This is a genomic window from Klebsiella sp. CN_Kp106, from assembly GCF_040064575.1.
Classification (GTDB): domain Bacteria; phylum Pseudomonadota; class Gammaproteobacteria; order Enterobacterales; family Enterobacteriaceae; genus Klebsiella; species Klebsiella michiganensis.
This window is the reverse complement of record NZ_JBEAIG010000054.1, coordinates 29013-42926: the sequence shown is the minus strand read 5'-3', so window position 1 is coordinate 42926 and position 13914 is coordinate 29013. Positions and strand designations below refer to the sequence as shown.

General features: G+C 61.0%; 11 protein-coding genes. 3 read left to right on the top strand and 8 right to left on the bottom strand.

Annotated features, from left to right (window positions below):
• Positions 1 to 14 precede the first annotated feature (14 nt).
• A complete protein-coding gene (gene uvrB, locus ABLU96_RS18635; RefSeq protein ID WP_004849041.1) occupies positions 15 to 2030 on the bottom strand; it encodes an excinuclease ABC subunit UvrB in 2016 nt (671 codons plus the stop codon).
• A gap of 711 nt (positions 2031 to 2741) precedes the next feature.
• Between uvrB and ABLU96_RS18630 the strand changes: the two genes are divergently transcribed.
• A complete protein-coding gene (locus ABLU96_RS18630; protein WP_014228488.1) occupies positions 2742 to 3464 on the top strand; it encodes an ATP-binding cassette domain-containing protein in 723 nt (240 codons plus the stop codon).
• On the opposite strand, the gene bioD is transcribed toward ABLU96_RS18630, so the two are convergent.
• Genes bioD through bioB form a run of 4 tightly spaced genes read right to left on the bottom strand, consistent with a single transcriptional unit; the run spans position 3406 to position 7054 of the window.
• Entirely contained in the window at positions 3406 to 4128 is a 723-nt protein-coding gene (gene bioD, locus ABLU96_RS18625) for a dethiobiotin synthase (protein WP_048261159.1), read from the bottom strand. The genes ABLU96_RS18630 and bioD overlap by 59 nt on opposite strands.
• Positions 4121 to 4876, bottom strand: a complete 756-nt coding sequence (gene bioC / locus ABLU96_RS18620) for a malonyl-ACP O-methyltransferase BioC (RefSeq protein ID WP_048261161.1) — start codon at positions 4874 to 4876, stop codon at positions 4121 to 4123. Before bioC ends, bioD begins: the two co-directional genes overlap by 8 nt.
• Positions 4860 to 6017 carry an 8-amino-7-oxononanoate synthase gene (gene bioF, locus ABLU96_RS18615; RefSeq protein WP_025108115.1) on the bottom strand — a complete coding sequence of 386 codons (1158 nt, stop codon included), beginning with the start codon at positions 6015 to 6017 and terminating at the stop codon, positions 4860 to 4862. The genes bioC and bioF overlap by 17 nt, the downstream gene beginning before the upstream one ends.
• Positions 6014 to 7054 (bottom strand): biotin synthase BioB, encoded by a 1041-nt coding sequence (gene bioB, locus ABLU96_RS18610; protein WP_014228484.1) that lies wholly within the window; start codon positions 7052 to 7054, stop codon positions 6014 to 6016. The genes bioF and bioB overlap by 4 nt, the downstream gene beginning before the upstream one ends.
• 85 nt (positions 7055 to 7139) lie before the next feature.
• On the opposite strand from bioB, the gene bioA reads away from it, so the two are divergent.
• Positions 7140 to 8429: an adenosylmethionine--8-amino-7-oxononanoate transaminase gene (gene bioA / locus ABLU96_RS18605; protein ID WP_064404791.1), complete on the top strand. Its 1290-nt coding sequence runs from the start codon at positions 7140 to 7142 to the stop codon at positions 8427 to 8429.
• Positions 8430 to 8498: 69 nt separating this feature from the next.
• The gene (locus tag ABLU96_RS18600) at positions 8499 to 8975 is read left to right on the top strand and encodes a kinase inhibitor (RefSeq protein ID WP_009653774.1); all 477 of its coding nucleotides are present in this window, start codon (positions 8499 to 8501) and stop codon (positions 8973 to 8975) included.
• A 99-nt stretch (positions 8976 to 9074) separates the two neighbouring features.
• Here the strand turns inward: ABLU96_RS18600 and ABLU96_RS18595 are convergent, their stop codons facing one another.
• The 3 genes from ABLU96_RS18595 to hutU form a co-directional block, all read right to left on the bottom strand.
• Complete coding sequence (locus ABLU96_RS18595) at positions 9075 to 10457, bottom strand: amino acid permease (protein WP_004849033.1); 1383 nt, start codon at positions 10455 to 10457, stop codon at positions 9075 to 9077.
• Between the two features lie 112 nt (positions 10458 to 10569).
• Positions 10570 to 12093: a histidine ammonia-lyase gene (gene hutH, locus ABLU96_RS18590; protein WP_025108118.1), complete on the bottom strand. Its 1524-nt coding sequence runs from the start codon at positions 12091 to 12093 to the stop codon at positions 10570 to 10572.
• The gene (gene hutU / locus ABLU96_RS18585) at positions 12090 to 13778 is read right to left on the bottom strand and encodes a urocanate hydratase (protein WP_064358405.1); all 1689 of its coding nucleotides are present in this window, start codon (positions 13776 to 13778) and stop codon (positions 12090 to 12092) included. Before hutU ends, hutH begins: the two co-directional genes overlap by 4 nt.
• Positions 13779 to 13914: the final 136 nt, after the last annotated feature.

Genomic DNA, 13914 nt, shown 5'->3' with positions numbered 1-13914 from the left:
AGCTGGCAACGCCGCTACGAAGCGGCGATAAACAGCTCGCGCAGCTGGTGAAGCTGGTCGCGAATTTGCGCCGCCTCTTCGAACTCCAGATTCTGCGCGTGCTGCATCATCTGCCCTTCCAGCTCGTGAATCTTCTGCTGGAGCGCCTTCGGCGTTAGCGCGACGACATCCGCCTCAACCGGTGAGCGAGACTTGCCGCGCCCCTTGGTTTTGGTTTTCGCGATATTCTGGCCGAGGGCCAGAATATCGACCACTTTCTTATTCAGACCCTGCGGAACGATACCGTGCTCTTCGTTGTACGCCTGCTGCTTCTCGCGACGGCGCTCGGTTTCCCCGATCGCTTTCGCCATCGACGGAGTGATTTTATCGCCGTAGAGAATCGCTTTGCCGTTGATATTTCGCGCCGCGCGGCCAATGGTCTGAATCAACGAGCGTTCAGAGCGCAGGAAGCCTTCTTTATCGGCATCCAGGATCGCCACCAGCGAAACTTCCGGCATATCCAAACCTTCACGCAGCAGGTTGATGCCCACCAGCACGTCAAACTCGCCGAGGCGCAGGTCGCGGATAATCTCCATGCGCTCCACGGTGTCGATGTCCGAGTGCAGGTAGCGCACCCGCTCGCCGTGCTCTTCCAGATATTCGGTTAAATCTTCCGCCATGCGTTTGGTCAGCGTCGTGACCAGCACGCGCTCGTTGATCGCGGTGCGGATGCGAATTTCCGAGAGCAGATCGTCGACCTGGGTGCCTACCGGACGCACTTCGATGACCGGATCCAGCAGCCCCGTAGGACGGACGACCTGGTCCACCACCTCGTCGCCGGATTTATCCAGCTCATAGGCTCCCGGCGTCGCCGAAACATAGATGGTTTGCGGCGCCAGGGCCTCAAACTCTTCAAACTTGAGCGGACGGTTATCGAGCGCCGACGGCAGGCGGAAACCGTACTCCACCAGCGTCTCTTTGCGCGCCCGGTCCCCGCGGTACATACCGCCGATCTGCGGGATCGTGACGTGGGACTCATCGATGACCAGCAGACCATCGGCCGGCAGGTAGTCAAACAGCGTCGGCGGCGGTTCGCCCGGCCCGCGGCCCGACAGATAGCGCGAGTAGTTTTCAATCCCCGAGCAGTAGCCCAGCTCGTTCATCATTTCGAGGTCGAACTGCGTACGCTGGCTCAGACGCTGCTCTTCCAGCAGCTTGTTGTTCTCCAGCAGTCCCTTACGCCGCTCCGACAGTTCAACTTTGATCTCTTCCATCGCCTGGACGATGCGCTCGCGCGGGGTGACGTAGTGGGTTTTGGGATAAACAGTGAAGCGCGGGATCGTCGACTCAATATGACCGGTCAGCGGATCGAACAGCGACAGGCGCTCAACTTCCTCATCGAACAGCTCAACGCGCAGCGCGATATCGTCAGACTCCGCCGGGAAGATATCAATCACCTCGCCGCGCACGCGGAAGGTACCGCGCTGGAAGGCCTGATCGTTGCGGGTATACTGCAGCTCGGCCAGGCGGCGCAAAATAGCGCGCTGGTCGATAATCATGCCGACCGTCAGATGCAGCATCATTTTCAGATACAGATCCGGATCGCCCAGACCGTAGATAGCGGAGACCGAGGCCACCACCACCACGTCGCGACGCTCCAGCAGCGCTTTGGTCGCCGACAGACGCATCTGTTCAATATGTTCGTTCACCGACGCATCTTTCTCGATGAAGGTGTCCGAGCTTGGCACGTAGGCTTCCGGCTGGTAGTAGTCGTAGTACGAGACGAAATACTCCACCGCGTTCTCCGGGAAGAACTCTTTCATTTCGCCGTATAGCTGCGCCGCCAGGGTTTTGTTTGGCGCCAGCACCATCGTCGGACGCTGCAGGTCAGCAATGACGTTGGCGATAGTAAACGTTTTACCTGAGCCGGTGACCCCGAGCAGGGTTTGATGCGCCAGGCCATCTTCCAGCCCCTCTTCCAGGCGACGAATGGCTTCCGGCTGATCGCCGGAGGGACGGAAAGCAGAATGCAGCTTGAACGGTTTACTCATCAATCAGAACCTGAAGAAGGGTTGAACGGCAGGTGTTTAATTCTACTCGCCGGCTCAGCTTTTGCCAATAAAAAATACTGGATATAAAAACAGTGCCGTATTATCGTAGTCGGACTAATTAGCGCTTTTTACCGCCAACATGGACGAATAAAAACCGCTTTACGGGATAATCGACCACGCCTCAGGGTTATCCCCAAAAAGTATGACCATTTAACATTTGTCAAGCGAGGGGATGAATGTTTTATGGCAGTCGGTGACACTTTTCTTACAGGCATTGATTTTATTTAAATAATTGATATTTAATAGAATTTAATAAAAGACGGGTTTCGCGCCAATTCGGCCGCAGGCCGCGTACTCTCTAGCTTACCGCAAGTTTTCTAACTCTAATACACAAGGTTATCCACAGGAATAGTGGATAACTGTCTGCAGCCCATGACCCGAGCCACCCGAACAAAACCCGTCGCCCCGACCAAACCCGCCGCGAAAAAAATTAATTGAATTTTTTTTGCTGTTTATTGGCGAAGAGTGGCTAGATTTTTTGTTATTTTTTGCACCACATTTCAGCGCGCGGGCACCGGGAAAGTGCAAGGTCGGTCCGCTTGTGCCCGGTCGCACCTGTATTGACCAGCAAATACCGAGAGTTCTTTTTCCTGGCAAGAGATTTGCAGAATCTTCTCGTCGCCTGCTATCCCAGGAAAGGAGAAAACGTCTATGTTGAGTCTACGCGCCGTGAACCACTATTACGGAAGCCAGCACACGCTGTGGAATGTTGACCTTGAGCTCAAACCCGGTAAATGCACTTGCGTCATGGGGCGCCAGGGAATGGGGAAAACCACGCTCGTCAACTGTATTACCGGTCATCTGCCGGTGGCCAGCGGCACTATCACCTGGCAGGACGGAGGATCGGCGCCCTATGACCTGATGCCGCTCTCCGCGCAGTCGCGCAGCGCCATCGGCATTGGCTATGTACCGCAGGATAAACGGATTTTTTCGCAGCTGAGCGTGGAGGAAAATTTGCACATTGCCCTTGCGGCGGGCGGCGAACCGGCGTCAGCGGTCGCCGGAGAGATTTACGATCTGTTCCCCGAGCTGTACGCTCTGCGCCAAAGTAAAGGGATTACCCTGAGCGCCGACGATCAGTACCAGCTGGCGCTGGCCAGGGCGCTGATAACCCGTCCGCGCCTGCTGATCCTCGACGAACCTTCGCGCGGCGGCGGCCAGCGCTTCCTGCACAAGCTCGGGGATTTACTGATGCGCCTGAACCGCGATATTGGCCTGACGGTGCTGATCGCCGAACAGCACCTGCCGTTTATTCGTCGGGTGGCGGATCGTTTCTGTCTGCTGCACTGTGGACGCAGCGTAGCCCAGGGAGACGTTATCCAGCTGGATGCCCCGCTGCTGGCGAAGTGGATGACGCCCGATCCAGCGCGCTGAGGTCGAGATACTGACCGAGATCCTCGCGCTGAGCCGCCTCCGCCAGCCACGGGATCTCGCCAAGAAACGGCGCGGGCAGCACGCGTTTCAGCGTTGCCAGATATTCAGGGTGGCGCCTGGCGGGCGGCTGGATATCGTTGGCTATCCAGCCCGCCAGCGGCAGTCCGGCCTGCAGCACCGCCTGAGCGGTGAGCATGGCATGGTTGATGCACCCCAGCTTAACGCCGACCACTAAAATCACCGGCAGCCGCTCTTCCTCTACCCAATCGGCAAAGGTCAGCGTTTCTGACAGCGGCGTAAACCAGCCCCCCGCCCCTTCCACCAGTAGCCAGTCGGACAGCGCTTCCAGCTCGCGCAGTCCAGCAGAAATCGCGGCGGCGTCAATCGGTCTCCCTTCATCGGCGCTGATAATATGCGGTGACGTCGGTTCAGCAAAGGTGAACGGATTGACCTGCTCGTAGCGCAGCGCCACGCGGCTATTGCGCTGTAAAGCCAGCGCATCCTCATTACGTAATCCCTGGGCCGTATAGTCGCTGCCGGAAGCCACCGGTTTGTAGCCAGCGCTTTTAAATCCCTCGCGATTGGCCGCCTGCAGCAGCGCGCAGCTGGCGACGGTTTTCCCCACCTCGGTGTCGGTGCCGGTAACGAAGAAACGTTTAGTCACGTTCGATAACTCCTGTAAAAAGATGATACGTCAGCGGGCACTGGCCCTGCTGCTGCGGCCAGGCGAGCTGGAGCTGCCGCAGCTTGCCGCGGCTGAGCGGCGCAGGGCTGCGTCCGTGGTGCAGATGGGTCGCGCCAATGCCTTTAAGCGAGCGCATCGCGCTGAGCGCGTCGGGAAACGGCAGCGTGATGGCGTGGACGTGGCCGCTGGCGCGGCGTTCGGCCAGCGCCTGACGCACCGCCTGCTCGCTGAGAAAACGGTTGGCGTGCGGCCGCTCATCGATGGCTCGCCAGGCCTGATTGAGCTCAGGTAACGAACCTGACAGCAGCGTACTAAACGCCACGCGGCCGCCGGGCCGCACTACCCGGGACAGCTCATCAATGGCGGTCGCGAGATTGTCGCACCACTGAACCGCAAGGTTGCTCCATGCCAGATCAACGCAGCCGTCCGCCAGCGGCAGCGCTTCGATGTCGCCCTCGACGTAGCGGTGCGCGCAGGTTCCGCGGCGGGCCTCCGCCAGCATGTCGACGGAAAGATCCAGCGCCGTCACCCGGCTCCCTGCATCGCGCCAGAAGCGGCTTATGCTGCCGGGACCGCAGCCCGCGTCCAGCACCTCAGGAAAGGTCTTGATATCGAGCTGTTCCAGCAGCAGAGAGGCGCTAAGGCGCTGTAATTCGTCGTGCTGAGCGTAATGTCCCGCCGCGCGGCCAAACGCCGCCGCGACGGCGCGCTTATTCACCGCCGTCATGCAGCACCTCCAGCAGGCGGGCGATATCGGCAGACTCGTGCGCGGCGGTCAGCGTCAGGCGCAGCCGCGCGCTGCCGACGGGAACCGTCGGCGGGCGAATGGCCGTCGCCCAGCAGCCTTCCTCACGCAGACGCGCCGCCAGCCGCAGCGCGCGGGCATTGTCGCCGACGATCAGCGGTTGGATCGCGCTGCCGGAATCAGTGAGCTCGCCGGGATAGTGGGACATTCCCCGGCGAAAGTCGGCGATATGGCCGGCCAGCGTTTCCCGCCGCTGTTGACCCTCGTCGCTGCGAATCACGGCCAGCGCGGCGCTCAGCGCCACCGCCTGCGCCGGCGGCATGGCGGTGCTGTAAATCAGATGGCGGGCAAACTGCAGCAGATAATCCGCCAGCGCCTCGCTGCACAGCACCGCCGCGCCGCTGACGCCAAACGCTTTACCGAAGGTGACGATAAGCAGATCCGGGCGTACCTGCTGCGCGTAGCAGCTGCCGCGCCCCTCTTCGCCGAGCGCGCCGATACCGTGCGCGTCGTCAACCAGCAGAAGCGCGCCGGCCGCCCGCGCCGCCTGAGAAACCTCAGCCAGCGGCGCGCTATCGCCGTCCATGCTAAAAATGCCTTCGGTCACCACCAGCTGCTGGCCGGATAGCGGTTTCGCCAGCAAATCGTCAAGATGGCGGCTGTCGTTGTGCTGAAAACGCCGCAGCTGCGCCGGGCTCAGGCTGGCGGCTTCCAGCAGCGAAGCGTGGCTGAGACGGTCGGCGACAATCCGATCCTCTTTGCCCGCCAGCGCGGCAATCACCGCCTGATTCGCGGCAAAGCCGGAAATAAACAGCAGCGCGCGCGGATAGCCCAGCCAGTCGGCCAGCTGCTCCTCCAGCGCGCGGTGCGCCTCGCTATAGCCGCTGACGTGGCCGGAGCCGCCGCTGCCGACGCCATAGCGATCCGCGCCCTGCTGCCAGGCCTTGACGATAGCCGGATGCTGGCTGAGGCCAAGATAATCGTTGCTGGAAAAATTGAGCCAGCGCCGCCCTTCGCGGCTGAGCCAGCGTCCTGCGCCCAGCGTCACCGGCAGGCGACTGCGCAAGGCATCCGCCGCCTGCCGTTCCGCCAGCGCCAGCTCGATGCGGTGCTGCCAGCTCATAGCGCCGCCGCGTTGTAATATTCCTCGGTATCCGGGTTCATCAACGCCTGCTCCAGCCGCTGCTGCTGGGCGTTATCGCCTTCCAGTACCTCGGTCTGCTGCGGATTAATCCCCAGCTTGCGGAACAGCTGCAGGTCTTTGTCCTCTTCCGGGTTTGGCGTGGTCAGCAGCTTGCAGCCGTAGAAAATCGAGTTCGCCCCGGCCATAAAGCACATTGCCTGGGTCTGTTCGTTCATCTGTTCACGACCGGCGGAGAGGCGCACGTGCGAGGTCGGCATCATGATGCGCGCGATGGCGATAGTACGAATAAAATCAAAGGCGTCCACGTCGTCGTTATCCGCCAGCGGCGTGCCTTTGACCTTCACCAGCATGTTAATCGGCACGCTTTCCGGCGGCGTCGGCAGATTGGCCAGCTGTAGCAGCAGCCCGGCGCGGTCTTTGACCGTTTCCCCCAGCCCGACAATACCGCCGGAGCACACTTTAATTCCGGCATCGCGCACTTTATCGAGGGTATCGAGGCGCTCCTGATAGGTGCGGGTGGTGATGATATTGCCGTAGAATTCCGGCGAGGTATCGAGGTTGTGGTTGTAGTAATCCAGACCGGCGCCGGCCAGACGCTGGGCCTGGCTATCGTTGAGCGTGCCAAGGGTCATGCACGCTTCCAGCCCCAGCGCTTTTACCCCTTTCACCATCTGCTCAAGATACGGCATATCGCGATCGTTCGGATTCTTCCACGCCGCCCCCATACAGAAGCGGGTTGAACCGGCTTGTTTCGCCTGTCGCGCCGACTCAAGCACCTGTTCAACCTCCATCAGGCGTTCGGATTCCAGACCGGTTTTATAGCGCGCGCTTTGCGGGCAGTATTTGCAGTCTTCCGGGCAGGCGCCGGTCTTAATCGACAGCAGCGTGCTGACCTGAACCTGGCGCGGGTCGAAGTGCTGGCGATGGATCTGTTGCGCTTCAAACAGCAGATCCAGAAAGGGTTTATTAAATAACTCAGTAACTTGCGACATTGTCCAGCGGGGGTGGTGAGCCATTAGCCTCTCCAAAGGGTTTTGTTAATTGTTGGTTCGGTTTATACTCGTAAACCTAAATGTTTTCAAAATGGTTTACAAGTCGATTATGACAACGGACGATCTCGCTTTCGATCGGCGCCACATCTGGCACCCTTACACTTCAATGACTTCGCCGCTGCCGGTCTATCCGGTCGTGGCCGCCCACGGCTGTGAGCTGACCCTCGCCGACGGCGGGCAGCTGGTTGACGGCATGTCGTCCTGGTGGGCGGCCATTCATGGCTACAATCACCCGCGCCTGAACGCGGCGATGAAAGCGCAAATTGACCAGATGTCGCACGTCATGTTCGGTGGGATTACCCACCCTTCCGCGGTCGCCCTGTGCCGCCAGCTGGTGGCGATGACCCCGGAAAGCCTCGAATGCGTGTTCCTCGCCGATTCCGGCTCCGTCGCCGTCGAAGTGGCGATGAAAATGGCGCTGCAGTACTGGCAGGCGAAAGGTGACCCGCGCCAGCGCTTTCTCACCTTCCGCAACGGCTATCACGGCGATACCTTCGGCGCGATGTCGGTCTGCGATCCGACGAACTCAATGCACAGCCTGTGGCAGGGCTATCTGCCGGATAACCTCTTCGCCCCGGCGCCGCAGAGCCGCTTCGACGGCGACTGGGATGAACGGGATATGGTGCCGTTCGCCCGGCTGATGGCCGCCCACCGCCATGAAATCGCCGCGGTGATCCTCGAGCCGATTGTTCAGGGCGCGGGCGGAATGCGGATGTACCACCCCGAGTGGCTCAGGCGGATCCGCAGGATGTGCGATCGCGAGGGCATCCTGCTGATCGCCGATGAGATCGCCACCGGCTTTGGTCGAACCGGTAAGCTGTTCGCCTGCGAGCACGCGGGGATTGCGGCGGATATTCTGTGCCTCGGCAAAGCGCTGACCGGCGGCACCATGACCCTCTCCGCCACCCTCACCACCCGTCAGGTGGCAGAAACTATCAGCGACGGGGAAGCCGGCTGCTTTATGCACGGCCCGACCTTTATGGGCAATCCGCTGGCCTGCGCGGCGGCGACCGAGAGTCTGCGCCTGCTGGAAAGCGGCGAATGGCAGCAGCAGGTGGCAGCCATTGAAGCGCAGCTCAGCGCCGAGCTGGCGCCGGCGCACGAATCCGCGCAGGTTGCCGATGTGCGGGTGCTGGGAGCGATTGGCGTTATCGAGACGCATCGGCCGGTGAATATGGCCGCCCTGCAGCGCTTTTTCGTCGAACAAGGCGTGTGGATCCGCCCGTTCGGTCGCCTGATTTACCTGATGCCGCCGTACATCATTACGCCGGAGCAGCTGAGCCGCCTGACGCGGGCGGTAAACGCCGCGGTTCAGGAAGAAACATTTTTTAGCGAATAAGCGACGGTAATGGCGCCTCTCTCGCGCTACACTTTCTGGCTAATCAGCGGATGACTACGAGGAGAGACGATGAAATTAATCAGTCATGATTTACAGGATGGTGAGAAGCTGCCCAATCGTCATGTCTTTAACGGCATGGGCTACGATGGCGATAATATCTCGCCGCATCTGGCGTGGGACGATGTGCCGGCCGGAACCAAAAGCTTTGTGGTGACCTGCTTCGATCCCGATGCGCCCACCGGCTCCGGCTGGTGGCACTGGCTGGTGGCCAATCTTCCGGCCGATACCCGCGTGTTACCGCAGGGAGCCGGCTCCGGACAGGCGGAACTGCCCGAAGAAGCGATTCAGACCCGTACCGATTTTGGCCAGGCCGGATACGGCGGCGCGGCGCCGCCAAAAGGCGAGACCCATCGCTATATCTTTACCGTCCACGCGCTGGACGTCGAAAAAATTGCGGTCGATGAGGGCGCGAGCGGCGCGATGGTCGGCTTTAACGTCCATTTCCACAGCCTCGGCAGCGCGTCGATTACCGCCCTGTTTAGCTAATCCCCGGATGGCGGCGTAAACGCCTTATCCGGGCTACAGGTGAGTGCGATTGGGTAGCCCGGGTAAGGCGTCAGCCGCAACCCGGGTAAACCAAAACAATCACGACTCCGTCACCGCCTGCACGGCGTTTTTGCGCACCCGCGCAAACCACACCGCCGTCAGCAGCCCGAGCCATACCAGACCGGCGATAAGCGCAATCCGCGTCTCCTCCACCATCCCCAGCACCGCGATGACCAGTCCCATAAACAGCAGCGTCAGCAGCGGCGCCACCGGCCAGAACGGTACCGGGAACGCGATATTGCCGCGCTCTTCAGCGGACAGGCCGCGACGCATCGCAAAGTGGGCCAGCAGGATCATCAGCCAGACCCACACCGTCGCGAAGGCCGCCAGCGAGGCAATCAGCACAAACACCTGCTCCGGCATCAGGTAGTTCAGCACCACCGCCGCCAGCAGCGCCACGCCCATCACCACCACCGTCATCCACGGCACCCCGTTGCTGGCGATGCGCTGGAAGCTCTTCGGCGCCAGCCCCTCTTTCGCCATGCCGTACATCATGCGCCCCGCGCCAAAAATATCGCTGTTAATCGCCGAAATACTGGCGCTGATCACGATGATATTCAGGATGGTGGCCGCCGCCGGAATCCCCAGACCATCAAAAATCAGCACGAACGGACTGCCCCGCTCGCCGAAGCTGTTCCACGGGAAAATCGCCATCAGAATCGCCAGGGTGCAGACATAGAACAGCACGATTCGCAGCGGGATAGTATTGATCGCCTGCGGGATCACCTTCTGCGGATTCTTCGCTTCCGCCGCGGTCACGCCGATAATCTCGACGCCGCCAAAGGCAAACATCACGATACCGAGCGAGGCTATAATGCCCTCCCAGCCGTTAGGGGCAAAGCCGCCGTGGCTCCACAAATTCTCCAGCCCGGTTGCCGGAAAGGCGTTACCGAATCCAAAGAAAATGATGCTGCCGCCCGCCACAATCATGGCAATAATCGCCACCACTTTGATCAGCGACAGCCAGAACTCCATCTCGCCGAAAACGCGCACGCTGCACAGGTTCATGGCGCCGATAAAAAAGATAATGCTCAGCACCCAGATCCAGCGGGGAACATCGGGATACCACAGCCCCATATAGATGCCGAACGCGGTAACGTCCGCGAGGGCGACGATCACCATCTCAAAGGTGTAGGTCCAGCCGGTAATAAAACCCGCCAGCGGGCCAAGATACTGGCGCGCGTAGCTGCTGAAGGAGCCGGAAACGGGGTTGCGTACCGCCATTTCCCCCAGCGCCCGCATCACGATAAACACCGCCGCGCCGCCGATCAGATAGGCCAGCAGTACCGCCGGGCCCGCGGCCTTGATCGCCGATGCCGAGCCGTAGAACAGCCCGGTACCGATGGCGGAGCCGAGGGCGATAAAACGAATGTGCCGGGCATTCAGCCCGCGCAGCAGGTGTGGCTTGTTTTGTTGTTGCATATGCAAGTGTCCTGATAGTTTTTATACGACGACAAATATGCGTGTAGGGTGGCCGGGAGGAAGAGATCCTCCCGGCGCAGGTACAGAGAACAGCGATGGTTTAGCGTTGGTCTCAGAGCACGGCAGGCAGCAGCCGCGTCAGATGACGCGCCGCCAGGAGCGCAATGGCGTTTTCGATGTCCGGGGCGAAGAAGCGGTCCTCGGTGTAATGGGTCACCCGTTCGCGCAGCAGGTGGCGCGCCTCTTCCAGCAGCGGGCTGCTGCTCAGGCCTTCGCGCATATCCAGACCCTGCACGGCGGCCAGCCACTCAACGGCCAGTACGCCGCGGGTATTTTCCGCCATCGCCCACAGGCGGCGGCCGGCGGCCGGGGCCATCGAGACGTGGTCTTCCTGGTTAGCGGAGGTTGGCAGACTGTCCACGCTGTGCGGGTGCGACAGCGCTTTGTTCTCGCTGGCCAGCGCCGCCGCCGTCACCTGGGCAATCATAAACCCGGAGTTGACGCCGCCGTTTTTGACCAGGAAAGGGGGCAGCTGCGACATATGGCTGTCCATCATCAGCGCGATACGGCGCTCCGACAGCGATCCGATTTCGGCAATCGCCAGCGCGATATTATCCGCCGCCATCGCCACCGGTTCGGCGTGGAAGTTACCGCCGGAAATCACGTCGTTCTCGCTGGCGAACACCAGCGGGTTATCGGATACCGCGTTGGCTTCAACCAGCAGCACTTCCGCCGCCTGGCGAAGCTGGGTCAGGCAGGCACCCATCACCTGCGGCTGGCAGCGCAGAGAGTACGGGTCCTGCACCTTGGTGCAGTTATGGTGCGACTGGGAAATCGCGCTGTCGTCGGTCAGCAGATGGCGATAGAGCGCCGCGGCGTCAATCTGCCCGCGCTGACCGCGCGCTTCGTGAATGCGCGGATCAAACGGACGACGCGAACCGAGCGCCGCTTCGGTGGTTAACGACCCGCAAACTACCGCGGAAGCGAACAGGTCTTCGGCTTCGAACAGGCCGCGCAGGGCAAACGCCGTCGACGCCTGCGTGCCGTTGAGCAGCGCCAGCCCCTCTTTCGCCGCCAGAGTAATCGGCTCAAGCCCCGCCTGACGCAGCGCTTCCGTCGCCGGCAGCCACTCCCCGCCGCGCACGCGCGCTTTCCCTTCGCCAAGCAGGGTCAAAGACATATGCGCCAGCGGCGCGAGGTCGCCGGAGGCGCCGACCGATCCCTTCGCCGGGATCCACGGCGTCACGCCCGCGTTGACCAGGCCAATCAGCGCCTGAATCACGCTCAGGCGAATGCCGGAAAAGCCGCGCGACAGGCTGTTAATTTTCAGCACCATAATCAGACGCGCGAGGTCATCATCCAGCGGTTCGCCAATCCCCGCCGCGTGCGACAGCACCAGCGATCGCTGAAGGTTTTCCAGATCTTCGGTTGAGATGCGCGTCTGCGCCAGCAGGCCAAAACCGGTGTTGATACCGTAGGCGGTGCGGCCTTCCGCCAGAATCGCGTTGACGCAGGCAACGCTGTCATCAATCGCCGCGAACGCGCTTTCGTCTAGCGTAATGTTCAGCGGCTGGCTGTAGACGTCGCGCAGCTGCGACAGGCTGAGTTGACCCGGAATCAGTGTTAAAGCGTTCATTTAGCGTGCCCCTGCGTTGCTGCCACCATCGGAAGATTCAAACCTTGTTCTGTCGCGCACTCAATCGCGATATCGTAGCCCGCGTCGGCATGACGCATCACGCCGGTCGCCGGGTCGTTGTGCAGGACGCGGGCAATGCGCGCCGCCGCTTCATCGGTACCGTCGCAGACGATAACCATGCCGGAGTGCTGCGAAAAGCCCATCCCGACGCCGCCGCCGTGATGCAGCGACACCCAGGTCGCCCCGCTGGCGGTATTCAGTAAGGCGTTGAGCAGCGGCCAGTCGGAGACGGCGTCGGAACCATCACGCATCGCTTCCGTCTCGCGGTTCGGGCTGGCGACGGAGCCGGAGTCCAGATGGTCGCGGCCAATGACGATCGGCGCGGAGACTTCGCCGCTGCGGACCATTTCGTTAAACGCCAGCCCCAGCTTCTGCCGCCATTCGAGGCCTACCCAGCAGATACGCGCCGGTAGCCCCTGGAAACTGATACGCTCGCGGGCCATATCCAGCCAGTGATGCAGGTGCTTATCGTCTTTAACGATCTCTTTCACTTTCGCGTCGGTTTTATAGATGTCCTGCGGGTCGCCGGACAGGGCAACCCAGCGGAACGGGCCGATGCCGCGGCAGAATAGCGGGCGGATATAGGCGGGAACGAAGCCTGGGAAAGCAAACGCGTTGCCAACGCCCATCTCCTGGGCCATCTGGCGAATGTTGTTGCCGTAGTCAAACGTCGGCACGCCCATTTCGTGGAATGCCAGCATCGCCTGCACGTGGTCGGCCATTGCGCGTTTCGCCGCCAGGATAGTGCCCTGCGGGTCCGACTCGGCCTTAGCCTGGTACTCTTCCCAGTTCCAGCCTTTCGGCAGATAGCCGTGCAGCGGGTCGTGGGCGCTGGTCTGATCGGTCACCATATCCGGGCGCACGCCGCGTTTGACCATTTCCGGCACGATCTCTGCCGCGTTGCCGCACAGTGCGATAGAGATCGCCCGGCCCTCGGCAGTATATTTTTTGATGCGCGCCAGCGCATCATCCAGCGACGTCGCCTGTTCGTCAACGTAGCGGGTACGCAGGCGGAAATCGATGCGGCTCTGCTGGCATTCGATATTCAACGAGCAGGCGCCCGCTAAGGTCGCGGCCAGCGGCTGCGCGCCGCCCATGCCGCCCAGACCGGCGGTCAACACCCAGCGCCCCTTCAGGCTGCCCTGGTAGTGCTGGCGGCCTGCCTCAACGAAGGTTTCATAGGTGCCCTGCACGATGCCCTGGCTGCCAATGTAGATCCAGCTGCCGGCGGTCATCTGGCCGTACATCGCCAGCCCTTTGGCATCCAGCTCGTTAAAGTGTTCCCAGGTTGCCCAGTGCGGCACCAGGTTGGAGTTGGCGATCAGCACCCGCGGCGAGTTTTCATGGGTTTTGAATACACCCACCGGCTTACCGGACTGCACCAGCAGCGTTTCGTCGCTCTCCAGGTTTTTCAGCGCCTTCACGATAGCGTCATAGCATTCCCAGTTGCGCGCCGCGCGTCCGATGCCGCCATACACCACCAGCTCATGCGGGTTTTCGGCGACATCCGGGTCGAGGTTATTCATGAGCATACGCAGCGGAGCTTCGGTCAGCCAGCTCTTCGCATTTAACGTTGTGCCACGCGGTGCACGTACGTCCTGCTGGCGGTATTTGCTTTGCGACATCGGGGGTTTCTCCTGACAATTAACGTTGTGTACGTAGATACATATACTTGTCTATACAAGCATACGCAAGCCAGGATTTAACACAAAAGATACATTTTTGTTATATTGCGTCAGCAATCACGTTTTGCCGACGCGC